Below are 23,039 nucleotides of genomic sequence, written 5' to 3' on the forward strand. Positions count from 1 at the left end.
GCGGACCAGGGCCGTTCGCCGACGCCTTTCACCGGCGGCGCACGCCAAGGAGAAGGGCCCGGAGGCGTCCGCCCCCGGGCCCTTGTCACCGTGGCTACGCGCCGCTCTCCCGCAGCATGTCCTCACGCTCGACGATCTTCACGCGCTCGCGGCCCTGGGGCTCGCCCAGCGCCTTCTCGGCGGCGTCCAGCCGGTGCCAGCCCTCCCAGGTGGTGAAGCGGACCTGGCGCTCGGCGAGGAACGCGTCCACGGCCTCCGGCTCGGGTGCGTCCGGCGTGTGCAGACGGCCGTTCGCGTGGTCGTCCAGCAGGTTCGACACCGTCTCGTTGGCGTCACCCTTGGTGTGGCCGATCAGGCCGACCGGCCCGCGCCGGATCCAGCCGGTGACGTACGTGGACTGCAGGTGCGCGCCCGACTCCTCGATGACACGGCCGCCCTCGTCCGGAACGGTGCCGGAGTCGAGGTCCCAGGGCAGCTTCGGCAGCTTCTCGGAGAGGTAGCCGACGGCGCGGTAGACCGCCTGGACGTCCCAGTCCTTGAACTCGCCGGTGCCCTTGACGTTGCCGGTGCCGTCGAGGGCGGTGCGCTCGGTGCGCAGACCGACGACGCTGCCGTCCTCGCCGAGGATCTCGGTCGGCGACTCGAAGAAGTGCAGGAACAACTTGTGCGGGCGGTCGCCCACATCGCGTATCGCCCAGTTCTCCAGCGTCTTGGCGACCATGTCGGCCTGCTTGTTGCCGCGCCGCGTCGCGATCGAGCCCTCGTCGTAGTCGATGTCCTCGGGGTCGACGATGACCTCGATCGTGGGGGAGTGGTCCAGCTCCCGCAGCTCCATCGGCGAGAACTTCGCCTGTGCGGGGCCGCGCCGGCCGAACACGTGGATCTCCCGCGCCCTGTTGGCCTTGAGGCCCTCGTGGACGTTGGCCGGGATCTCCGTGGGCAGCAGCTCGTCCGCCGTCTTGGCCAGCACGCGCGCCACGTCGAGGGCGACGTTGCCGACGCCCAGGACCGCGACCTTCTCGGCCTGGAGCGGCCAGGTGCGGGGCACGTCCGGGTGGCCGTCGTACCAGGAGACGAAGTCCGCGGCGCCGTAGGAGCCGTCGAGCTCGATGCCCGGGATCGACATCTCACGGTCGGCCATGGCGCCCGTGGAGAAGATCACGCCGTCGTAGAAGGCGCGCAGGTCGTCCAGGCTGATGTCGGTCGGGTAGTCGACGTTGCCGAAGAGCCGGATCTGCGGCTTGTCGAGGACCTGGTGCAGGGCGGTGATGATGCCCTTGATGCGCGGGTGGTCCGGGGCGACGCCGTAGCGGATCAGGCCGAACGGGGCCGGCATGCGCTCGAAGAGATCGATGGAGACACCCGGGTCGGCGGCCACGGCGGACTTGAGCAGCGCGTCGGCGGCGTAGATCCCGGCGGGGCCGGCTCCGACAATGGCTACCCGCAGGGGGCGGGGCATGATCAGGTTCCCTTCGAGCGGTGACAGATCGACTCGGGGGAAGCCTAAACTAAGGCAAGCCTAACTCGGTACGCGGGTCCGCTCTATGAGCTCATAAACAGCATTTATGAGCGGAGGCGCTCGACGCGCCCCGTCCCGCGGCGGCCCATCGGCACGCGCGCCGGCGGTCCGCGCGCCCTCAGGGCAGCGGCTGTTCGGCCCAGATCACCTTGCCCTTGGGGGTGTACCGGGTGCCCCAGCGCTCGGTGAGCTGCGCCACCAGGAACAGCCCGCGTCCGCCCTCGTCGGTCATCGCCGCATACCGCAGATGCGGCGAGGTGCTGCTGCCGTCCGAGACCTCGCAGATCAGCGTGCGGTCGCGCAGCAGCCGCACCCGCACGGGCCCGCTGCCGTACCGGATCGCGTTGGTGACCAGCTCGCTGAGAATGAGCTCCGTCGCGAACGACAGCTCGTCCAGGTCCCAGCGCGCCAGCTGCCGTAGCGCCGCCGAGCGCACCTCGCCGACCGCCGCCGGGTCCACCGGCACCTCCCACTCGGCGACCCGGTCGGCGCCCAGGGCCCGGGTGTGCGCGACGATCAGCGCGATGTCGTCGCCCTGCCGGACCGGCAGCATCGCGTCCAGGACCGCCTGGCAGGCCTCTTCCGGCGAGCCGTCGGCGCTGCGCTCCAACGCCGCGCGCAGCATCTCCAGACCCGTGTCGATGTCCCGCTCCCGGTCCTCCACCAGCCCGTCCGTGTACAGCGCCAGCCGGCTGCCCTCGGCCAGCTCCAGCTCGACCGTCTCGAACGGCAGACCGCCCAGTCCCAGCGGAGGCCCCGCAGGAACGTCGGCGTACTCCACCCGGCCGTCGGGATGCACCACCGCCGGCGGCGGATGGCCGGCGCGGGCGATCGTGCAGCGCCGGGACGCCGGGTCGTAGATGGCGTACAGGCAGGTCGCCCCGGAGACGGCCGCGTTGCCCCGGTCGCCCGCCTCGTCCTGGTCGATGCGCGCCACCAACTCGTCCAGCAGACCCAGCAGTTCCTCGGGGGACAGATCCAGCGCGGAGAAGTTGTGCACGGCGGTGCGCAGCCGCCCCATGGTGGCCGCCGCGTGCAGGCCGTGTCCCACCACGTCGCCGACGACCAGGGCGACCCGCGCCCCCGACAGCGGCAGCACGTCGAACCAGTCGCCCCCCACGCCGGCCTGCGCGGGCAGATACCGGTAGGCGATGTCCAGGGCGTTCTGCGCCGGCAGCGTACGGGGCAGCAGACTGCGCTGCAGCGTGACGGCCATGCCGTGCTCGCGGGTGAAACGGCGCGCGTTGTCGATGGAGATCGCCGCCCGCGCCACCAGCTCCTCGGCGAGCGCCACCTCGTCCGGATCGAACGGGTCGGGCCGCTCCGAACGCCAGAAACTGACCACGCCCAGGATCAGCGAGCCGGCCCGCACCGGCACCGTGATCAGCGAGTGGATGCCGAACTCCACGACCTGCTCGGTCCGCTCCAGGTCCTGCGCCCGCCAGCCCGGCGCCCGGGACAGCCGGGCCTCCAGGACGGCCCGTGCGCTGTCCAGACTGCGGGCCTGCGGCGCGGAGTCGACGAACCGGATCCGGTCGCCCACCGCGTACAGCGGAGCGCCCTTGCGGATCCCGCCGACCGCCGTGCGCCGCAGCGAGCCCTGCGCCTGAGGCTCCTCGCCGTCCAGGACAGCGTCGAACAGGTCGACCGTCGCGAAGTCCGCGAACCTCGGCACGGCCAGAGCCGTCAGCTCCTCGGCCGTGCGGGTCACGTCCAGGCTCGTCCCGATGCCGACCCCGGCCGCGTACAGCATGTCGAGACGCTCACGGGCCGTCTCCGCCCGGCCCGACAGGGCGCGCAGCTCGGTGGAGTCGCGCAGGGTCGCGACGCTGCCGGCCGGTCCGCCCGCCAGATGGGTGGGCCGCTGGTTGATCGCCAGCAGCCGCTCGCCGACCAGGTGCACCTCGTCCGTGACCATCCGGCCGGAGGCCAGCAGCTGGGCGGTGTCCCGGTCCAGGCCCAGGTCGAGGACCTGCCGCCGCTCGGCGTCCGGGGGCAGATCGAGCAGCCGCTGCGCCTCGTCGTTGGCGAGCAGCAGATCGCCGTCGGCCCCGACGATGATCACGCCCTCCCGCACGGAGTGCAGCACGGCGTCGTGGTGCTCGTACATCCGGGTCATCTCCCGCGGCCCCAGACCGTGCGTCTGGCGCTGCAGCCGACGGCTGACCAGCGCGGTGCTCGCCGTGGCCAGCACGAGGGCCAGAGCGGCGCTGCCGAGGACGAGCGGCAGCTGCCGGTCGGCGGTGCCGCCCACGTGTTCGGTCGTGATGCCCGACGACACCAGCCCGACCACCCGCCCGTCGGGCGCCTTCACCGGGACGACGGCCTGGACCAGTCGGCCGATGGTCCCGTCGACCTCCTCGACCACCACGCCCCCGTCCAGCGCCGGCTGGAGGGTCCCGACGAACTTCTTGCCGATGCGGTCCGGCTTGGGATGCGTGTAGCGGATGCCGTCGGTGTTCATGACGACGATGAAGTCCACGTCCGCGGCCTTGCGGGCGGCCTCGGCCGAAGGCTGCAGCACGGCCGTCGGATCCGGCCCCTCCAGCGCCTGCACGATGCCCGGCGAGTTCGCGAAGGTCTGCGCGACGGCCAGGGAGCGGTTGCGGGCCTCCTGCGTGCTGTCGTGCCGCACCTGCAGCAGCAGCGCGACCACGGCCGCCACCACCAGCAGCAGCACGATGACGACCTGCAGCACGAACACCTGCGCGGCGAGACTGCGCCCGCCCAGCGTGGTCTCGGGAGCACGCCGACCCCGCGGGCCCCGGGGACCACGGGCCTGACGGGCATCCGAGCGCCCCAGGAGTCGGACCATGTGCTCATGTCTACACTGCCCGGCTCCCGGAGGCGAGAGTGTCACCCATGGTGACCGCCCGCGCCGCTCAGCCCCGGCGCGGCGGCTCCGGGCCGGGCCCGGCCCGGCCGCTCCGGGTGGCCAGCAGCAGCGCGATGTCGTCGAACCGGTCCGCAGACCGGCGGGCAGCCGCGGTCAGCCGGTCCGCCACGTAGGCGAGCGAGCGTCCTGCGCCCGCGGGCCCGGCGGCGTCGGCCGAGGCGACGCGGTCTCCCTCACGCGGGCGGCCGTGCGCCCCGCCCGCCTCGGTCAGCGCCCTGCGCAACGCCGCGATGCCGTCGTCGATGTCGTGGCCGGGCTGCTCGACCAGCCCGTCCGTGTAGAGGGCCAGGATCGCGCCCGGCTCCAGCAGCAGTTCGGTCACCGGATAGTGGGCGCGCGGATCCACCCCCAGGACCACCCCGCCGGGCAGGTCCAGCACCTCGGTCCGGCCGTCCGGGTGGCGCAGCAGCGGGGGCAGGTGCCCGGCGCGGGCCGCCCGGGCCCGGCCCGTCGACGGATCCAGCCGCACGTAGCAACAGCTCGCGAACTGGCCGGGGTCCAGATCGATGAGGAGGTGGTTCGTGCCGCCCATGACCTCCTCGGGCGGCCGGTCCCCGAGCGCGAACGCGCGCACCGCGCTGCGCAGTTGGCCCATGGTGGCCGCGGCCTGCACCCCGTGGCCCTGGACGTCGCCGATGACCAGGGCCAGTCCGTCCCCGGCCTCCACCACGTCGTACCAGTCGCCGCCCACGTCCATGCCCTCGGTGCCCGGCAGATAGCGCCCCGCGGTCTCCACGCGCGCGTGCTGCGACAGCCGGCGGGGGAGCAGCGCCTGCTGCAGACCGCGCGCGAGGGCCGCCTCGGTGTCGTAGCGCTGGGCCTTCTCCATCGCATGGGCGATCAGCCCGGCCAGCGCGGTCAGCACCGTGCGTTCCTTCGAGCCGAAACTGCGCGAGCGGTCGAAGCCCAGGATGCAGGAGCCCACCGGGCGGCCCGAGGCGATCAGCGGGAGGAAGGCGCGGGCGCCCTCCTCCGCGTCGAGTTCGATGCCCGGGTAGGCGTCGGCCAGCTGCTGCATCGAGTCGAAGAAGAGCGGCCGGCCCGTGGTGAGCGTCTCCACGCCCGGCAGCCGGGCGTCCAGGGCCACCCCCTCGAAGGGCGCCAGGAAGCCCTCGGGGAACCCGGACTCCCACGCCAGGTACAGATGCCGTTCCTGAAGCAGGTAGATGGCCAGCCGGCGGCCGCCGAACGCGGGCAGCAGCTCCTGCATGACCACCGCCGACACCTGCCGTGCGGTCACCGCCTCCGTCAACGCGATCGCCAGCACGATCGGCCGGTACAGCGGGGCGGTAGACGCGGCGGCGTCCGGCGCGGCAACCCCTCCGTCGGCGGTCTCGGGGGCGTCGTCGTGCGGCACGCGGTCGGCCGGGACGGCCTTGCAGGTGACGAGATCCGCCCCCGGGTACAGCGACAGCCGCAGCCAGTCGCCCTCGTACGGCCGGGGCGCCGCGGGCCTCTCGGGCGCGGCGGGCAGCCGCACGTCGAAGTGGGCGGGCTCCGGCGACAGCAGGACGCCCCGCAGGTGCTCCTCGTACGTGGGCTGGTTCAGCCACGGCACGGCCTCCCACAGCTGCCGGCCGACCAGCAGCTCCCGCGGCACGCCCAGGAGGTGGCCGGCCCGGGGGTTGGCGTAGACGACGAGGCCCGTCCGGTCGAGGCAGAACACGCCCTCGGGGAGCAGATCGGCCGCTCCGTCGGCGAGTGCTCCCGGCCCCGGGTCCAGGAGGACCCCGGCGACGGGGCGCGGTGCGTCGGCAGAGGCGCCGGCTCCGCCGTCGTCTGGCGCGGCTGACCCGCCGGTCTCCCGGTCCAGCAGGGTCTCCGAGGTATCCCCGGCCGCCATGGCGGGCCGGGGCGGGCCCGGGTGCGCGGGCGTCCCGCCGTGTTCCTCTGCCTCCCCGCTGCGGACGGCGGGCCGACGGGCATCGGCGGCCGGTTGGATGCTCGCGGCCTCCGCCTCCGTCGCCCGCCACATGTCCAGCAGCCGCAGACCGCCCGCGGCGGTCCGCACCTGGACCGGCAGCGGCGGGGGCCGGCCCCGGGCCGTCCGGTGCAGCAACCCGGGCAGCCGGTGGGCGTCCGCCGGGTCGAGGGTCCGGGACAGGGCGTCCAGCGTGCCGGGGAAGTCGCCCGGCGGCAGCCCGAGCAGGGTGCAAGCCTGCGCATCCACGGCCAGCGCACCGGTCGCCGGGATCCACGAGAGCCGTCCGACGCGCCCCGGCGCCGGTCCGGCGGCCGGCGGCCGCACGCACAGCGGCGCGTCGTCCCAGGTGACGGTCCCGCCGTCCGCGTCCAGCCGCAGCAGGTCCGCGCCCAGGGCGTCCGCGACGGCCGCCAGCCGCTCGCCCTCCGCCTGCACCTCCGCCGCGTCGGCCGCCGCCGCCCGCAGCACGGTCAGCACCCCGAAGGCCCGGCCCTCCGCCACGACGGGCACGTGCAGCGAACCGAACTGGAAGGGCAGTCCGGCCGCGAACTGCGGATAGCGGCGCATCACCTCGGTGGCGTTCGCCAGCATCACCGGGACGCCCGTCCGGTGCACGTCCGCCACCGGGAACGGCCGGTCCACGCTCAACCGCCACCAGGGGCGGAACAGCTGACCGGGCAGTCCGGACAGGACCGCGAGCCGCAGCAGCCCGGAACTCCCCGAGCACAGGTAGACGCCCGCCGCGCGCCCGGCCGTCGTCCGCAACGCGTCCGCGACGGCCCCGGTCAGCAGCGCGGGCGGCGGTCCGGACGGCCTCCGCTCGTCCCTGGCGCTCCCAGTCATCGGCCCTACCTCGTCCGTGCGCCGCCGCGTGGGGCGACACAGCAAGAATGCGCCACATGTGACCGGATGTGCATCCGCGCGCAGGGGAGAAAAGAGCGCCGGACGGGGTAACCGGCCGCTCATGGGTCGGATCCTGGTGGGCGCCTGCTGGTGGACGGACCGGGCGCTGGTCTCCAGCGGCTGGTATCCGGCCGGGCGGCGCGACGCGGCGGGCCGGTTGCTGCACTACGCCGAACGGTTCCCGGTCGTCGAGGTCGACGCGACGTACTACGGGCTGCCCGTCGAACGCACCAGCCGGCTGTGGACGGAGCGAACCCCCGACGGGTTCGTGTTCGACGTGAAGGCGTTCTCGCTGCTGACCGGGCATCCCACCCGGCCCGCCGCGATGCCGCCCGGCCTGCCGGCCGACCCCCGCGGGCCGCGAGCCCTGGACGAGGTGTGGCGGAGGTTCGCGGACGGCATCCGCCCGCTGCGGGACGCCGGCCGGCTCGGCACGGTCCTCTTCCAGTTCCCGCCCTGGTTCCGTCCCGGCGAACGGGCCCGCGCGTTCCTCGCCCAGTGCGCGGAGCGCACCGCCGGCCGGCCGGTCTGCGTCGAGTTCCGGCATCCGCAGTGGTGGCGGGACGGCGCGGAGCGGTCGACGGCCGACCTGCTGCGGGCCCACGGCTTCGCCGCCGTCGCCGTCGACATGCTGCAGACCCTGCCGTCGGCCGTCCCGCCCGTCACCCCGGTCACCTGCGAGCGTCTGGCGGTCGTCCGGCTGCACGGCCGCAGCCCGCACTGGGGCACGGGCGGCAAGGAGGACCGCTTCCGCCACGAGTACGACCCCGACGAGCTCGGGGAATGGGCGCCGAGGATCCGCGCGCTCGCCCGGCGGACCGAGCAGGTGCATGTGCTGTTCAACAACTGCTGCGGAGACGCCGCCGTCGGGGCCGCCGCGCGCATGCGCGCCCTGCTCGGCGACTGAACAGGTCCCCGCCGTACCGGCGGTCGTCAGGCGGCGGTGGTGCGCAGGGTGCTCTTGGCGAGCTCGTAGGCGGGGAGCATCGCGTCGTGCTCGCCGGTGTCCAGTCCCCCGAGATGCAGGACGACGGGGCCCTCGGACGTGGTGACGGCGAAGGCGTGCTCCTGCTTGCTCTCGTCGAGGAGCTTGCTCGTGGTGGTGTACGCGACCTCGACGCCCGTGACGTCACCGGCCTTCACCTCGCGGTACACCGCCCCGCTCGCCTGCGGCTCGGCGGCCACGAACTCCTTGAGCACGGTCCGCGCGTCGGCGTTTCCGGGCGCACCCGTCCACACCCGGAGGAACCCGATCTTTCCAGCGGGCTTCGCGTCGATCTCGCAGGCCAGGGTGACCGGGCCCTGGTGCGCGAACGCGTCCAGAAGCTCGGCCAGGTCGCCGTCGGCGCCGGACGCGTCCGCGCCGTCGACGGCCTTGGCCTTCCAGAACTCGGCGATGTCGAAGGCGACCGGAAGCTCGCAGGCCGACCCGGCGGCCCCGACCGACCCCCCGCGCTTCGCGACCTTCGCGCTCCCCTTCGCGGACGTCCCGGACGCGGCGCCCGAGCCCTCCCGCTCGGCCGTGCACCCCGTCACCAACCCCGTCACGAGTCCTGTCGCCAGGGCCGCCAGCGCCACCCCCCGCCGCACCCTTCCCGCGTTACCCGCGTTACCCGCGTTCCCCGCGTTCCCCGTGTTCCCCACCCCGAAGCGCACCGCTGAGTCCCCTCTCCGTGCCGGCGCGTTGCCGGCGCAGCACTGTAACCGAGGGGTGCGCCGCCTCCGCCACCGAGATTCGCACGAGCGGACCGCGGCCCGTGAGGCGGACGAGTGACGTACCGTCATATCGGCGTTCGAATGGGACGAACGGGAACCCATAGCCGCATGAGCAAGACCGCGCTGATCGTCATCGACATGATCAACACCTACGACCATCCGGACGCGGAGCTGCTGCTGCCGTCCGCGGACAGGGTGGTCCCGGTGATCGCCGGTCTCCTCGAACGGGCCCGCGACGCGGGCGTGCCCGTCGTCTACGTCAACGACAACTTCGGCCAGTGGCGCTCCCACCACGGCGAACTCCTCGACACGGCGCTCGCCGGCCGTCATGCCCGGCTCGTCGAGCCGCTGGCGCCGGACGAGGGGTCCCTCTTCGTGGTCAAGGCGCGGCACTCGATCTTCTTCGAGACGCCGCTGTCGTACCTCCTCGACCAGGAGGGCATCGGCCACGTCGTGCTCTGCGGGCAGGTCACGGAACAGTGCGTGCTCTACTCGGCGCTCGACGCCCACATCCGCCATCTCCGGGTGACCGTTCCGCGGGACGCCGTGGCCCACATCCACGACGACCTGGCGGACGCCGCGCTGAGCATGATGCGGCGCAACATGGGCGCCCGGGTGTGCGACAGCGACGAGTTGTGGAACTGAAACGGCCCGGCGCGGCACGGCGGCCTGCGGCGTCGTCCGCCGGCGCGCAGGCTGCCGGCGCGACACGGACTGCCGGCCGCAGCGCCCCCCGCGTTCCCGGCCCGGGCGCGGACGAGCGGAGCAATGCCCCTGCGGGGGCACGGGCCGGCCTTCCCACCGGTTCCTCCCACCACCAAGGGGCACACCACACATGGCAGAGCTGACCCGACGCAGACTCCTGGGCTCGGCGGCGGGCGCGCTGGGCGCCGCAGCGGCCCTCTCCCTGCTCCCGCCGAGCGTCCAGAAGGCCGTCGCGGCCGGAGCGCCCCGTCGGGGATCGCTCGCCGACATCGAGCACGTCGTCCTGCTGATGCAGGAGAACCGCTCGTTCGACCACTACTTCGGCACCCTGTCCGGCGTGCGCGGCTTCGCCGACCCCGACGCGCTCACCCTCGGGACCGGACGGTCGGTCTTCCACCAGCCCGACGACGAGAACCCCCGGGGCTACCTACTGCCCTTCCACCTCGACACCCGCACCTCCAGCGCCCAGGCCATCCCCTCGACCAGCCACTCCTGGTCGGTGCAGCACGACGCCTGGAACGCCGGGCGGATGGACCGCTGGCTGCCCGCCCACCGCCAGGCCGACGGCGCCAACGGCCCCTACGTCATGGGCTACTACACGCGCGAGGACATCCCGTTCCAGTTCGCCCTCGCCGAGACCTTCACCGTCTGCGACCACTACTTCAGCTCGGTGCTGGGCCCGACCTGGCCGAACCGCCTGATGTGGATGACCGGTTCCATCGACCCTGAGGCGCTGCACGGCGGCCCGGTGACCCGCAACTCCGCTCCGACGCCCTTCAGTTGGACCACGTACGCCGAACGCCTCCAGGCAGCCGGCGTCAGCTGGAAGGTGTACCAGCAGGAGGACGACTACGGGTGCAACGTGCTGGAGCAGTTCGCCGCGTTCAGGAACGCGCTGCCCGGCGCCGAACTGTACGAGCGGGGCGTACGGCCGCAGCCGGAGGGCGCCTTCGAGGACGACGCCCGCAACGACCGCCTGCCGACGGTGTCCTGGATCATGCCCCCGGGTCATCAGTCCGAGCACCCGGACTACCTGCCGGCGGCCGGCGCGGCCTTCGTCGCCTCGAAGATCGAGGCCATCGCGGCCGACCCGCAGGTCTGGGCCAAGACCGCGCTCATCCTCAACTACGACGAGAACGACGGCCTCTTCGACCACGTGCCGCCGCCGACCCCGCCCGTCGGGACGCCCGGCGAGTTCGTCGGCGACCTCCCGATCGGCGGCGGTTTCCGGGTGCCGGCGATCATCGTCTCGCCGTGGACCGTGGGCGGCTGGGTGGCCGGCGAGACGTTCGACCACACCTCGACCCTGCGACTGCTGGAACGACTCACCGGGGTCCTGGAACCCAACATCAGCGACTGGCGGCGCAGCGTGTTCGGCGATCTCACCTCGGCGTTCCGCTTCTCGGACGGCAGTGCACCCGCGCCGGCGCTGCCCGGCGACACGCAGGAACAGCTGGCGAAGGCGCAGACGGACGTCGCCACCCTGCCCAAGCCCACCGTGCCGGGCGCCGACCAGACCTTCCCCCTGCAGGAGACGGGCCGCCGCCCGCAGCGCTGACGGGCCGTACGCCGCGGGCGCGTGCGCCGACGGGCCGTGCGCCGACGGGGGTGTGCGCCGCGCGACCGTGGTGTGCGACCGCCCCGGCCGGAGTGCGCGCCGCCTCAAGCCGTGGTGTGCGACCGCCCCGGCCGCGCGTGCGGTGTCGCCCGTCCGGGGCGTGAGCGGCCGGTCAGTCGCGCACTGCCGCGGGCGGAGGTTCTGCGCGCGTAGACAAGGCGCAGTCCCGCGGCAGGAAGAACAGGGCGCAGATGCGCAGGGGCCGGGGCTCCCGGTTCTCGGCCATGTGGACGCCCTGCGGCCCCACCGGCTCCACGATGCAGCCCCCCGCGGGCGTCACGCACTCGGAGCCGTCCGCCAGGGTCCGGGTCAGCACCCCGGCCGTCACGACGGCGACGACCCGGCCGTCGTGATAGTGCCAGGGCAGTGAGCCTCCCGGCGGGATCTCGTAGTCGGCGACCACCACCCTGGTGCCCTCCGGCGCGGCCAGGGCGAGCCGTTCGGTGAGGAGGCCGTCGGCGCGCAGAACCGGCGCGGGTTCGGCGGCGGGCCGGTTCCCGACGGGCGTGGCGCGGTTCACGCGGCGGCCGCCGGGAAGGGCAGGGGCCGCGGGCGCCGGAGCCCTCCGGGGCCCGCCGTGCCCGGTAATCCGGACGGGGTCATGTTCCGCTGGTCAGTGCGATCCACAGCGGTGACACTAGCCCACCCGCGTCACACCGGGGTGACGCCGGGGTGACCGGGAGTCAAGACCGGCCCCCCGAGTGATCCTGCCGCCCGATCTCTGCGTCTCCCAGAGCGGGACTCGCACACATCTCGTGCGACGAGTGGTTGGGGAGACCATGAGCATGCTGCGCCTGCGCCCGGAAGCGGAGCGGCCTCACGAGGGCCGCGCCGACGGCGAGCCTCGCGCCGACCGCACCGCGAGGAAGCCGTCCGGCAGCCCGCTCCGCCGTGCCGCCGCATTCGTCGGCCGCACGCTGCGGGGCGAGTGGCACGGCATCGTCGTCGACCCTGTGCGGCAACTGGCCCGGCGCGGGCCCGCCGCGCTGCTGCTGGCGGTCGTCGCCTGCGTGGGTGTGATCTTCTTCCACGGCATCGCCCAGCATCCCGTGGGAGCGACGGCCGTCCGGCTCCTCGGCGGGGTCCAGGGCGACCTGCCGCTGTGGCTGGCCCTGCTGCGCACCCCGGTCTCCCTGTACGTCCCGGCACTCGACCTGCCGGTGTGGGCCGGCATCACCCAGCTGTTCCTCGCCTTCGCCCTGGCGGAGCTCGCCCTCGGACGCCGCAGGACCCTGCTGATCGCCTATGCCTCCACCATGGCGGGCACCCTCAGCGTGCGGGTGATGCTGGCGATCGGACCAGGCCAGTGGTGCCTCGGACTGCCGCCCGAGGCCGGACAGGTGCTCGACACCGGTCCCTCCGCCGCGGTCGTCGGGCTCTTCACCTATCTCTCCGTGGTCCGCCGCGCGCCCATCGTCTTCACGCTCACCGGCGGTTCGATGGTGTGGGAGTCGATAGCCAAACCCAATCTCGCCGGTCGCGAGCACCTGATCGCCGTGGCCGCCGCGATCGTCATGGGTCTGCTGCAACTGTGGGCGGACCGCAGACGGCAGGCCCGGCCCGGCCTGGTGGAGGCTCCGGCCGGGTGAGGGCCGGCGGCGCCCGCCGCGCCGCGCCGCGTCCGGCCCCGCTCGCCGTGGCGGGGCAGGGTCGTCGCCACCGCGGCACGGACGGTTACCTGAGATCTTGCTGTGAATTCGCGGTGCGGTTGAACACTTCCGCGTCCGGCAGCGTATAGGGCCTGGGGATTCTCATGTCCATGGCCGCCGACGACGCGTAGGAGCACTCCTTGGCACAGAACAGGCGCAGACGACCGACGGGCGGACGGCGGGCCAGCTTCGCCGCGATGGCGCTCATCCTCGGTGGCGGTGGGCTGATGGCGGCGAACGTCTACGCCTCGGCGACCGAGGACGGCACCGAGGCCAACTCCGTGCGCAAGGGCGGCAACAGCGCCGTCACCGTCGACTGCCCGGACGTGGGCGCCAGGCTCACGACGGTCCCGGACCAGGCCTCGGCGGAGGTCGACCGCGAACTCGCGGTGCTCGACGAGCAGATCGCCGCGGCCTACCGGCAACTCCAGGAGTCGGCGCAGTCCGTGCGCCAGGACGCGGGCTTCGCCGACAACGCGGTGATGAATCCGCTCAAGGAGAAGCGGGGCGCGGTGATCGAACGGATCGCGGTCGCCATCGACCGGGTCGGCGACCGCCCCGAGGGTCTGGAGTCCCTCGCCTCCTGCACCCTGCGCGCCTCCGACGACCAGGCGGACGAGGGCGCCGACGGCAACGGCGACCAGAACCAGGGCGACGACCGGCAAGGCGGCCAGAACCAGGACGACAAGGGTCAGGGTCAGGGCGGCGACCAGCAGGGCGGACAGGGGCAGCAGGGCAACGGAGGACAGGCCGGGAACGGCCCGGTCGCCGCGGACTTCGCGGACATCGCCTCCGTCCAGCCGGCGCAGCAGACACCCGACCCCCGCTCCGGCCCCTCCCGCGGCGTCTTCGTCACCAGCTGCGGCGTCAACGCGAACGGCCTGTTCAACTCGGACAACGTGATCGTGGCGCCGGGCGTCAGCAACGGCGCCCACCACTTCCACGACTACGTCGGCAACCAGTCGAACACCGCCTTCGCCTCGGACGACGACCTCGCGAAGGCCCGGACGAGCTGCGTGGACCAGGGCGACAAGTCGACCTACTACTGGCCCGTGCTGCGCCTGCAGAACGGCTCCCAGGAACGGGACGCACAGAGCCCGGGCGGCGGGGTCGAGGGCAACGCGGGCAAGATCATCACCCCCAAGGACGTCACGCTGACCTTCGTCGGCAACCCGCGCTCCAAGGTCACGGCCATGCCGCGGCTGCTGCGCATCATCACCGGCGACGCCAAGGCCTTCGTCAACGGCACGGCCAACGCCAACGCGTCGTGGAGCTGCACCGGGTTCGAGGACCGTCAGCTCAAGGACAAGTACCCGCTCTGCCCGTCCGGCAGCGACGTGGTGCGCACCTTCCGTTTCCAGAGCTGCTGGGACGGCTCCAACATCGACAGCGCCAACCACCGCACCCATGTGGCGTTCGCCGGCGCCGACGGCTCCTGCCCTGCGGGCTTCGAGGCCGTGCCGCAGCTGGTGCAGCGCATCGTGTACGACGTCGACGCGCCGAGCCTGCAGGACGGCGGCAGGACGACCCCGCTGTTCGCGGTGGACTCCTTCCCGGAGCAGCTGCACAAGGCGGTCACCGACCACGGCGACTTCATCAACGTCTTCGACGACTCCCTGATGCGGCAGATGGTCGACTGCATCAACGGCGGCCGAAAGTGCGGAGCCGGCCAGAACGGCGGCGGTGACGAAGGAAACGGCGGCAACGGGAACGGCGACGACAACGGCGGTAACGCAAACGGCGACGGAAACACCGGCAACGGCGACGACAACGGCGGTAACGGAAACGGCGACGGAAACACCGGCAACGGCGACGACAACGGCGGTAACGGAAACGGCGACGGAAACACCGGCAACGGTTCCGGTAACGGGGACAACGGCAACGCCGGTGACAACGGTTCCGGAAACGCCGGCGGCGACGGTTCCGGAAACGGTGGCGACAAGGGTTCCGAGAACACCGGCGGCAACGGCGGAGGTGGCAACGCCGACAACAACGGTTCCGGAAACGCCGGCGGTGAAGGTCAGGGCGCACAGCCGTCCGCAGGCAAGCCCGCTCCCGAGGCGCAGGCCAAGAACGAGCCCCGCGTCGACGCGAGGCCGTCGGCGAAGGCGGCCGCCTCGGCCCCTCCGGCGGGCTCGGGCGGTGAGATCGGCGCCCCCGCGACCGCTCCGCCGACCGTGTCCGCTCCGCCGCAGTCCGAGTCCCAGGCCCAGGCCCGGCCTCCGGCCGACCCGGGCGCCGTCACCGCCGTCACCGGCGGCACGGAGCAGCAGGCGGTTCAGGGCGGCCTCGCCGAGACCGGCGCCGACCTGTGGCCCGGCGTGCTCGGCGCGCTGCTGGTGATCGGCGGCTTCGTCGTCCTGCGCCGCGACGCCCGGCGCAACTGAGCTGCTGAGTCCGGTCGGCACGACCAGGGGCCCGTCGCACCCGCGACGGGCCCCTGGTCGTGTGCCTCCCCGGGGCCAGGACCCCTGGGGCGGGCCCCGCGCGGCGGCGGCCACCCGGCGTCCGGGACACCGCATGCAGGGGTCGCGGTCACGCCGGGGCCCCGCGCCATGGACAATTGACCGAGATCGTTGGTGCTGTCGACGCACGACAAGGAGCCTCGGAGCATGGCGGGCGCACGGTGAACGGAACAGGCAGATCGAAGTGGGCGCTGCCGCACGTCGGCCGGGCGCAGCAGGACGCCGTCGCCCGCGCGCGAAGCTGGGCGCGGCTCGCCCTGTCGCTGGTGGCCGCGTGCGTGGCGGTGGTCATGGCCGGCGTCGGTTCCGGCGGCTGGCTGGTGCTGCTCGCCGGGTTCGCCCTGCTCGCGCTCGCCGCGGCGGGCGTGTGGTGGATGCTGGCCCACCGCGGCGGGGCCCGGCTGCTCGGGGGTCTGCTGGCGGTGAGCGCCCCCGTGGGCGTGCTGGTGCTGTACGCGACGTCGGGGCTGTGGCCGGTGGCGGTGGGCGCGCTCGGGCTGTGGGCGGGGGCGCTGGCGTCGGCCCGGGCCGCGTTGCGCAGCGTGCGCCGTCCCAAGGGCACCCACGGCCGCAGGACCCCGCCGCCGCGCCGCCCGGTTCTGATCATGAACGTGCGCTCGGGCGGCGGCAAGGTCGTCAAGCACGATCTCGCGGCGCGCGCCGAGGCCCTGGGCGCGCGGGTGATCCTGCTCGGTGTGGACGACGGGTACGTCGACCCGGCGGCGGAGGCCCGCCGGGCCGTCGCCGAGGGCGCGGACCTGCTCGGCGTCGCGGGCGGCGACGGCACCCAGGCGCTGGTCGCCGGCGTGGCCGCCGAACTGGACGTGCCGTTCCTGGTCGTCGCCGCCGGCACCCGCAACCACTTCGCCATGGACCTCGGCCTCGACCGCACCGACCCGGTGCGCAGCCTGGACGCCCTCACCAGCGGCGTCGAACTGCGCGTGGATCTCGGCGACGTGAGCGGCCGGCCCTTCGTCAACACCGTCTCCTTCGGGGCGTACGCGGAGATAGTGCAGAGTCCCGACTACCGCGACGCCAAGGCCGCCACGGCCCTGGACCACCTGCCCGAGCTGCTGCAGGGCGCCTCGGGCCCGGTGCTGCACGTGCGCACGGACGACACCGCCGTCCACGCGCCGCAGGCGCTGCTGGTCAGCAACAACGCCTACGCCCGCGCCGACCCGTTGGGCGGCGGCCGGCGCCCCCGGCTCGACTCCGGGCTCCTCGGAGTGATCGGCCTGCGGGTGGAAGGCGCGGCGCAGGCCGCGGAACTCGCCCTGCTCGGCGAGCGCGCGGGCAGCATCACCTCGGTGACCTCCAAGCGCGTCGTCGTCGAGGCGGACCGCGAGCGCATCGCGGTGGCCGTCGACGGCGAGGCCCTGGAACTCGACATTCCCGTGGTGTGCACGGTACGGCCCGCCGCGCTGCGGGTCCGGGTGCCGCGGCACCGCCCGGGCGCGGCCTACGCGCCCCCCACGGTCGACTGGCGGCGCGTCGCCCGTCTCGCGCTCGGCCATCCCGACCCCCGTACGATCAAGGAGGCCTACGATGTCTGACCGCCCAGCGAAGGTGACCGCCCGGCGACTGGTCGGCGACCTCGCCACCCTGGACCAGGCTCTGTACGAGGCCGTCACCGTGACCAGGACGCCCACTCTGGACACCGCGCTGCGCCGGTTGTCCGCGGCGGCCGACCACTCCAAGCTCTCCTTCGCGGTAGCCGCCGCGCTCGCCCTGCGCGGCGGTCGCGCGCGCCGCGCGGCGGTGCTCGGCGTCGCGGCCATCGGCGTCGCCTCGGCCAGTGCCAACCTGCTCGGGAAGCAGCTGGTGCGCCGTCCCCGGCCGCACCGGGCGGAGGACTCGCCGTACCCGGGGCGGCACGTGCCGATGCCGCACTCGGCGTCGTTCCCGTCGGGGCACACCGCCTCGGCCGTCGCCTTCGCCGCCGCCGTCGGCCCGACGTTGCCGGTGTCCGCGGTACCGCTCGGCGTGCTGGCCTGCGCGGTGGGCTATTCGAGGGTCCACACCGGTGTGCACTATCCGGGCGACGTGGTGGCCGGCGCGGTCCTCGGCACGGGTGCGGCGGCCCTCGTCCTCGCCCTCGCCGCCCGCGTCGGGGACTGAACGCCGGCGGCGGGCCTACGGCTTGCCGCAGTGCAGGAACAGATGGGGCTCGGGGACGGCCTCGGGGTGGTCGGGGGTGAACAGGACGCTCTCCTCGTCCAGCACGGTGAGGCCGGCGGCGGCGACGACGTCGACGAGGTCCTGGCGGGCGTAACTGGTCACCCGCACCGGCTGCCCCATGAACACGGCGTCGACGCCCTCCACGTCCACCGGCACGGTCGCCAGGGCGAGGCTGCCGCCCGGCAGCAGCGCCCGCGCGAGCCGGCCGATGAGCTCGCTCTGCTGTGCCCGTTCCATCTGCAGCAGGGAGAAGTAGGCGCAGACGGCGTTCAAGGAGTGCTCCCGCAGCGGGAGTCGGCGTACGTCCGCGCACCGGAAGGAGGCGTCCGGCACCTGGCGCGCGGCGAGGTCCACCATGACGGGGGAGACGTCGACGCCCAGCACGCGATGGCCCGCGGCCGCCAGGGTCGCCGCCGTGGGCCGTCCCGTTCCGCTGCCGACGTCCAGCACGTCGCTGCCCGGCGCGAGCCGCCCGAGCAGCCAGTCCAGGGATCTGCGGTGCGCCTCCGAGTGCGCGAACGCCTTCTCGTACGCGGGCCCCAGTGCGTCGAACACCCGCGCCGCGCGCTGTCCGTCGTCCTCACTCGTCACGTCGGCTCCTTCTCGTGATGTGCGGGTCCCGGGGGGCCTCGCACGGATGGGTTCACGCCAGGTGAGCGGAAAGACTTCCCGAATCGGGCCGGAATCATGTTTTCCACTACCGTAAGTAACATGATCCAATCCTCTTGACGCGGAACCTACTGGCGAGTAGCCGTGGCGGCCGCGGACCGTCGTTTCGTTCGGAGGACCCCCATGAGCTCACCCGAGGACGTCTTGCAGGAGACCCGCGCCGCGTACGAGGAGCACGCCCGCGTGTGCCGTCAGTGCCACTACGACGGGGCGCCGTGCGCCGTCTCCAAACTCCTCCTGCGCGCCTACAACAACGCCAGAAGGACGCAGATGCGCACCCGCCCCGCCATGCACTGAGGGGGCGGCGGCGCACGTCACGGCGGCCGTTCTCCGCGCCCGCGCGGCGCGGCCGACGTCTCGCGGAGGGTCGGTCTCAGGCGGGGCGCACGGCGCCGCGCAGCGCGCCCTCCCCGTAGGGAAGGATCGCCTCTTCGCGGATGGCGGCGCCCGGACCCGGGGCGTGGATCATCATGCCGTTGCCCGTGCACAGACCGACGTGGCTGAGGTCGTCGAAGAAGAAGACGAGGTCGCCGGCGCGCAGGTCGGCCAGGCTGATCCGGGTGAAGGCCTTGGCCTGGTCGATGGCGGCCCTCGGCAGACTCACGCCGGCGGCCTTCCAGGCGGCCTGGGTGAGGCTCGAGCAGTCGTAGGACTCCGGTCCCGTGGCTCCCCACACGCACGGCCGTCCGGTCTGGGCGCGGGCGAAGGCGAGCGCCTTGTCCGCCTTGCCCAGGTAGGCCGTCCCGGTGGCGTTGACGGTGACGTCGACGGGGGCGGCCGGCCGGACGGGCTCGGGAAGCGGGGCCACGGGCGCGGCGAGGCCGACGGAGGTCGGGTAGCCCTGACCGGCGGTCAGCGCGTCCGGCGCGGGAGCCGGGATGCCCAGTCCGGACGTCGGGTAGGCCGGGATGCCCAGTCCGGACGTCGGGTAGGCCGGGGCGGGTGCGACGCCGGCCGCGGAGGAGCCGAACTCGGGTGCCGGCAGCGGCATTTCGGGGTACGCGTATCCACTGGGAGGCGTCAGCGGCCCCAGTTCGTCCATGAGGTGGTCCGGCGCGATCGCACCCATCGGTGCAGCCGCGAAGCCGGATTCCGGCGCCGTGGCGCCGAGGCCGGGTATCGGTTGGCCGAACGACGGTGTCCCGAGGGCGAGTTCCGCGCCCCCGAGGTCGGGCGCCGGTTCCACCAGGGCGATGTCGGACGCGGAGAACGCCGGCGCCGGTGCGGCGAACGAGAACCCCCCGGTGTCGAGGAGGCTCTCCGGCCCGGCCGACGGCGCGGCGGCCGCAGCGTCGGCCGGAGCGGCGGCGGGCCTTCCTGCCCACGCCGCGGTGATCTCCGCACGGAACGCCTGCTGTTCCGCGGTGTCCCAGGGCTGCTGGACCGCCTGCGGGCCGACCGGCTGCTGCGGTCCGCCGGTCGGCGGACCGCCCGGCTGCGCGGTCGCCGCGGGCAGGGACTGCGTCGACGGGGAGGACGTGGACTGCGCGGGGATGAACGCGGTGAGCGGGGGCTGCGCGGAGGGCGCGGGCTGGGCGACGGCCCGGGCCAGCATCTCGCGTGCCGTCGCGAGCTTGCGCCCGATCCGCTCCTTGGTGCTCCTGAGCGAGGCCTGCCGGTCGACGGGGGCGACGGCGGGCGAGGCGGCCGGGGCGGGAGCGGCGGGGAGCGCGGCCGGCGCGGGGAGGGCGGCCCGGGGCGCGGGGAGTGCGGCCGGTGCGGCGGCCTCCAGGGCCCTGGGCTCGTTGCGGCGCGCTTCGATGGCCGCGGGCGGCGCGGCGACGGCGGGTCCGGTGAGTTCCGGAATCCGTCTCGCCGCCGCTTCGAGCTCGCGGATCGTCGCACTGTCCGCGGAGGGTGCGGGCCGGGCCGGACGGGCCGGACGGCGATCGGCCGGCAGCACGGCGGCAGTGGTCGGTCCGATCTTGTCGCGCGCCCCCTCGAACCACTGCCTGGCCACGGCGTCGAGCGACGGATCGGCCGATCCGCGACCGCTGTTGGCGACGGAGCCGACCGTCCGGCGCGAGAGGTTCGACATGGCACGCGTGGCGTTGTAGGTGCCCGTGTCGGTCTCCGCCCGGTCGTACAGCGAGCTGACACGCTGCTGGATCTCCGCCCGGCTCGGCTCATTGCTGCCGCCTGGGGACCGAGGGCTGCGATCCGTCGCCATGGAAGACGTTCTCCTTCCGTGCTCCGCCGGTGTGTTGCGGCGGAATCCGGGCGACCCCTGTTGCGGGTGACCCAAGCCCCCTGCCCTGAAAGGCAGTCGAACGGCCTGGCGTCAACCTAACCAACTTGTGTGCCTGGTGTGAAGATTGAGGTGTTAAATGTCCGATACGTATTCGTGACCTTCGTCTCTTGCCGGCGATGCCCGCTGCCGTGCCGACGGTGTGGCGCATCCCGGTGTCCGGCTGTGTGCGCTCGACGCCTGTCCGTCACGGTCGGAGGGTCGCCGCGTCCCGGTCTCACGGACGCCGGGCGCGGCCGGCCTCGTCGTGGGCCAGCAGCGACAGCAGCGCCGCCACGCTCAGCCCCGCTTCGGCGGGATGGCGCAGCACCTGGCCCGGCTCGATCCGGTAGACGTTGCTGCGCCCGTCCTTCGTGTGGGACAGATAACCGTCCTGTTCCAGATCCGCGATGATCTTCTGGACCGCCCGCTCGGTGAGCCGGCAGTGTGCGGCGATGTCCCGGATGCGGGCGCTGTGGTCGTCCGCGATGGCCGCCAGTACGCGGGCGTGGTTGGTCAGAAACGTCCATCCGGTGTGTGGCTCGGGCGCTGCCTCCATGGGGTCATCTTATGTCCCGGATTTCGCGAACACAAAGGACGGAACTTCATTTCGTGTATCTGTTGACGTATGACGCTCGGAGAGTGAGTCTTGAGATGACATGTGAGGTGACCGGGGGAGGCGGTCATGGCGGAACCGGTGTACGACGCGGATGCGGGCGGCGGGGATGCGCGCGCGGGTGCGGAGTCCCAGGGCGGGCGTCCCGTCGGGGCGACGCCCCCTGACATCACGGTCCGTGCCGACGGGGAGCGGGTCGTCGTGGCGGTGCGCGGTGACCTCGACCTCGACTCGGCCGCGCCCCTCGGACGGGCCCTGAGCGCCGCGCTCGACGCGGCGGAGGAGGGAATCGACCTGGAGCTGGACGGGGTCCTGTTCTGCGACTGCTCCGCCCTCAACGTGCTGCTCGCCGTGCGCGAGGAAGGCCTGCGGCAGGGCAGGACGGTTGTCCTGCGCTCGGTCGGCCCGGCGGTGGCAAGGCTGTTGACGCTGACCGGCACGGGGCCGCTGTTCGCGGCCGCCCCCGATGCCCGCACCGGCGCCGCCGCCCGTGACGCCGTCGACCGCACCGGCGAAGGAGCTGCCGGGCAGGGGGCAGGCCCGCACGCGGGCGGCACGCGCTCAACGGGTCTGCCGGGCGAAGCACCCGCCGGCAGCCCCCTGCGACGTCGCATCGAACTCGTGGGACTGCGGCGCGCGTTGCGGACGCACCCGGTGATCGACCTGGCCCGCGGCGTCCTCATGGCGTCCTTCGGACTGAACGCCGACGACGCGTGGCGGGTCCTGGCCCTGGCCGCCCGGAACACCGACGGGACGGTACGGGGCCTGGCCCGGGACCTGGTCGCCGCCGTCGAGGGAAACCCCGGGCCGGGCGCCGCCCTGCCGGAAGCGGTGACCGCGGCAGTGGCGGAGATCAGGTCGTAGGGGGAGCGCCCCGCGGCAAGCAGCCGATGCGAGCGCCGCCGCACGGCGGCCGGTTCCGCCGCCGGGCACGCTCTCGGGTACAAATGGCTGACATGCGCGTCGACCATGACCCCCGAGCCCTGGGCGCGGGCGCCTTCTACCGGCTGCTCACCGCCGTCGTCGTACCCCGGCCGATCGCCTGGGTGTCGACCCTCGCGGCGGACGGCACCGCCAACCTCGCCCCGCACTCGTTCTTCACGGTGGCCTGCACCGACCCGCCGATCGTCCAGTTCACGTCCGTGGGACGCAAGGACTCGTTGCGCAACGTCGAGGCCACCGGCGAGTTCGTCGTCAACTTCGCACCCGAGGAGCTCTTCGAGCAGATCAACGCCACCGCCACCGACTTCCCGGCGCACGAGGGCGAGTTCGACGCGGTCGGCATCGAGCGGGAGCCCTCCCTGCGCGTGCGGCCGCCCCGCGTGGCGGACTCGCCCGTGGCCCTGGAGTGCCGCCTGCACTCCACCGTGGTCGTCGGTGACTGCACGCTGGTCCTCGGCGAGGTCGTGCACGCCGTCGTGCACGAGGACGTCGTCGTCGACGGCCGCCCCGACATCCGCCGGCTGCGGCCCCTCTCGAGGCTGGGCGGCGACGAGTGGGGCACCGTCGGGGAAATCCACGACCTGGCTCGCGTCGCCTACCGCGACTTGCCGCCGTCCTGACCGGTCCACCCCTATGCTCGGCTCATGACACGACGGGTGACGAAGCGCGACGGGGCCGACGGCTCCTGGTGTTCGCTGTGGTCGAGGAATTCGGCGTTGTCGATCGGCTCCGTCAACTCCTTCCTCTCCGTCGGCTCGGTGGGCAGCTCCCTGTCCGTCGCCTCTGTCGGCGGCTTCCTGTCCGTGGGATCGGTCGGCTCCGCCCTGTCCGTCGCCTCCGTCGGATCCTGGCTCAGTGCGGGCTCGGTGCTGAGCGCCCGCTCCACCGGCTCGGTGCTCACCCGCCGTTCGCGCGGGACGGCGGCCGCGGCGGCGACGGTCGCCGGGCTGACCCTGGTGGCCTGTACATGGAAGTACGGCCGCAGCCGTCCCGTTTCCTGAGCCGGTTCGGG

19 protein-coding genes are annotated in these 23,039 nt (G+C 73.6%); 11 read left to right on the forward strand and 8 right to left on the reverse strand.

From position 1 onward, the window contains the following. Window positions 1-94 precede the first annotated feature (94 nt). The 3 genes from ACH4ZA_RS11685 to ACH4ZA_RS11695 form a co-directional block, all read right to left on the reverse strand. Window positions 95-1,459 (reverse strand): FAD-dependent oxidoreductase, encoded by a 1,365-nt coding sequence (locus ACH4ZA_RS11685; protein ID WP_398429082.1) that lies wholly within the window; start codon window positions 1,457-1,459, stop codon window positions 95-97. Window positions 1,460-1,637: 178 nt separating this feature from the next. After that, a complete protein-coding gene (locus ACH4ZA_RS11690; RefSeq protein ID WP_398429083.1) occupies window positions 1,638-4,334 on the reverse strand; it encodes a SpoIIE family protein phosphatase in 2,697 nt (898 codons plus the stop codon). 67 nt (window positions 4,335-4,401) lie between these two features. Beyond that, window positions 4,402-7,182 (reverse strand): SpoIIE family protein phosphatase, encoded by a 2,781-nt coding sequence (locus tag ACH4ZA_RS11695; RefSeq protein ID WP_398429084.1) that lies wholly within the window; start codon window positions 7,180-7,182, stop codon window positions 4,402-4,404. A gap of 121 nt (window positions 7,183-7,303) precedes the next feature. On the opposite strand from ACH4ZA_RS11695, the gene ACH4ZA_RS11700 reads away from it, so the two are divergent. After that, the gene (locus ACH4ZA_RS11700) at window positions 7,304-8,149 is read left to right on the forward strand and encodes a DUF72 domain-containing protein (protein WP_398429085.1); all 846 of its coding nucleotides are present in this window, start codon (window positions 7,304-7,306) and stop codon (window positions 8,147-8,149) included. Window positions 8,150-8,175: 26 nt separating this feature from the next. Here the strand turns inward: ACH4ZA_RS11700 and ACH4ZA_RS11705 are convergent, their stop codons facing one another. Beyond that, a complete protein-coding gene (locus ACH4ZA_RS11705) occupies window positions 8,176-8,820 on the reverse strand; it encodes a lipoprotein (protein ID WP_398429087.1) in 645 nt (214 codons plus the stop codon). 246 nt (window positions 8,821-9,066) lie between these two features. Between ACH4ZA_RS11705 and ACH4ZA_RS11710 the strand changes: the two genes are divergently transcribed. Together ACH4ZA_RS11710 and ACH4ZA_RS11715 are read left to right on the forward strand one after the other, a co-directional pair. After that, window positions 9,067-9,603, forward strand: coding sequence for a cysteine hydrolase family protein (locus ACH4ZA_RS11710; protein WP_398429089.1), 537 nt, complete (start codon window positions 9,067-9,069; stop codon window positions 9,601-9,603). A 190-nt stretch (window positions 9,604-9,793) separates the two neighbouring features. Then, a complete protein-coding gene (locus ACH4ZA_RS11715) occupies window positions 9,794-11,221 on the forward strand; it encodes an alkaline phosphatase family protein (protein WP_398429090.1) in 1,428 nt (475 codons plus the stop codon). A gap of 172 nt (window positions 11,222-11,393) precedes the next feature. Here ACH4ZA_RS11715 and ACH4ZA_RS11720 read toward each other — a convergent pair whose 3' ends face one another. Further along, window positions 11,394-11,801 carry a cupin domain-containing protein gene (locus ACH4ZA_RS11720; protein ID WP_398429092.1) on the reverse strand — a complete coding sequence of 136 codons (408 nt, stop codon included), beginning with the start codon at window positions 11,799-11,801 and terminating at the stop codon, window positions 11,394-11,396. Between the two features lie 259 nt (window positions 11,802-12,060). On the opposite strand from ACH4ZA_RS11720, the gene ACH4ZA_RS11725 reads away from it, so the two are divergent. From ACH4ZA_RS11725 to ACH4ZA_RS11740, 4 genes are all read left to right on the forward strand, one after another. Then, complete coding sequence (locus tag ACH4ZA_RS11725; RefSeq protein ID WP_398429093.1) at window positions 12,061-12,870, forward strand: hypothetical protein; 810 nt, start codon at window positions 12,061-12,063, stop codon at window positions 12,868-12,870. Window positions 12,871-13,127: 257 nt separating this feature from the next. After that, window positions 13,128-15,317 (forward strand): DUF1996 domain-containing protein, encoded by a 2,190-nt coding sequence (locus tag ACH4ZA_RS11730; RefSeq protein ID WP_398429285.1) that lies wholly within the window; start codon window positions 13,128-13,130, stop codon window positions 15,315-15,317. A gap of 239 nt (window positions 15,318-15,556) precedes the next feature. After that, window positions 15,557-16,948: a diacylglycerol/lipid kinase family protein gene (locus ACH4ZA_RS11735; protein ID WP_398429094.1), complete on the forward strand. Its 1,392-nt coding sequence runs from the start codon at window positions 15,557-15,559 to the stop codon at window positions 16,946-16,948. Beyond that, window positions 16,941-17,513 carry a phosphatase PAP2 family protein gene (locus ACH4ZA_RS11740; RefSeq protein ID WP_398429095.1) on the forward strand — a complete coding sequence of 191 codons (573 nt, stop codon included), beginning with the start codon at window positions 16,941-16,943 and terminating at the stop codon, window positions 17,511-17,513. Before ACH4ZA_RS11735 ends, ACH4ZA_RS11740 begins: the two co-directional genes overlap by 8 nt. Window positions 17,514-17,528: 15 nt before the next feature. On the opposite strand, the gene ACH4ZA_RS11745 is transcribed toward ACH4ZA_RS11740, so the two are convergent. Next, window positions 17,529-18,164: a class I SAM-dependent methyltransferase gene (locus ACH4ZA_RS11745; RefSeq protein WP_398429096.1), complete on the reverse strand. Its 636-nt coding sequence runs from the start codon at window positions 18,162-18,164 to the stop codon at window positions 17,529-17,531. 201 nt (window positions 18,165-18,365) lie between these two features. Here ACH4ZA_RS11745 and ACH4ZA_RS11750 point away from each other — a divergent pair, with 201 nt between their 5' ends. Further along, window positions 18,366-18,539 carry a hypothetical protein gene (locus tag ACH4ZA_RS11750; RefSeq protein WP_351680595.1) on the forward strand — a complete coding sequence of 58 codons (174 nt, stop codon included), beginning with the start codon at window positions 18,366-18,368 and terminating at the stop codon, window positions 18,537-18,539. 76 nt (window positions 18,540-18,615) lie between these two features. Here ACH4ZA_RS11750 and ACH4ZA_RS11755 read toward each other — a convergent pair whose 3' ends face one another. Continuing rightward, window positions 18,616-20,412 (reverse strand): C40 family peptidase, encoded by a 1,797-nt coding sequence (locus tag ACH4ZA_RS11755; RefSeq protein ID WP_398429097.1) that lies wholly within the window; start codon window positions 20,410-20,412, stop codon window positions 18,616-18,618. Window positions 20,413-20,707: 295 nt separating this feature from the next. Then, on the reverse strand, window positions 20,708-21,028 hold the full coding sequence (locus ACH4ZA_RS11760) for a helix-turn-helix transcriptional regulator (protein ID WP_398429098.1): 321 nt from the start codon (window positions 21,026-21,028) through the stop codon (window positions 20,708-20,710). A 126-nt stretch (window positions 21,029-21,154) separates the two neighbouring features. On the opposite strand from ACH4ZA_RS11760, the gene ACH4ZA_RS11765 reads away from it, so the two are divergent. From ACH4ZA_RS11765 to ACH4ZA_RS11775, 3 genes are all read left to right on the forward strand, one after another. Continuing rightward, window positions 21,155-21,949: an STAS domain-containing protein gene (locus ACH4ZA_RS11765; protein ID WP_398429099.1), complete on the forward strand. Its 795-nt coding sequence runs from the start codon at window positions 21,155-21,157 to the stop codon at window positions 21,947-21,949. A gap of 92 nt (window positions 21,950-22,041) precedes the next feature. Continuing rightward, complete coding sequence (locus ACH4ZA_RS11770; RefSeq protein WP_398429100.1) at window positions 22,042-22,647, forward strand: flavin reductase family protein; 606 nt, start codon at window positions 22,042-22,044, stop codon at window positions 22,645-22,647. Window positions 22,648-22,671: 24 nt separating this feature from the next. Further along, window positions 22,672-23,028 (forward strand): hypothetical protein, encoded by a 357-nt coding sequence (locus ACH4ZA_RS11775; protein ID WP_398429101.1) that lies wholly within the window; start codon window positions 22,672-22,674, stop codon window positions 23,026-23,028. Window positions 23,029-23,039: the final 11 nt, after the last annotated feature.

This window comes from Streptomyces sp. NPDC020597, from assembly GCF_044335095.1.
GTDB lineage: Bacteria > Actinomycetota > Actinomycetes > Streptomycetales > Streptomycetaceae > Streptomyces.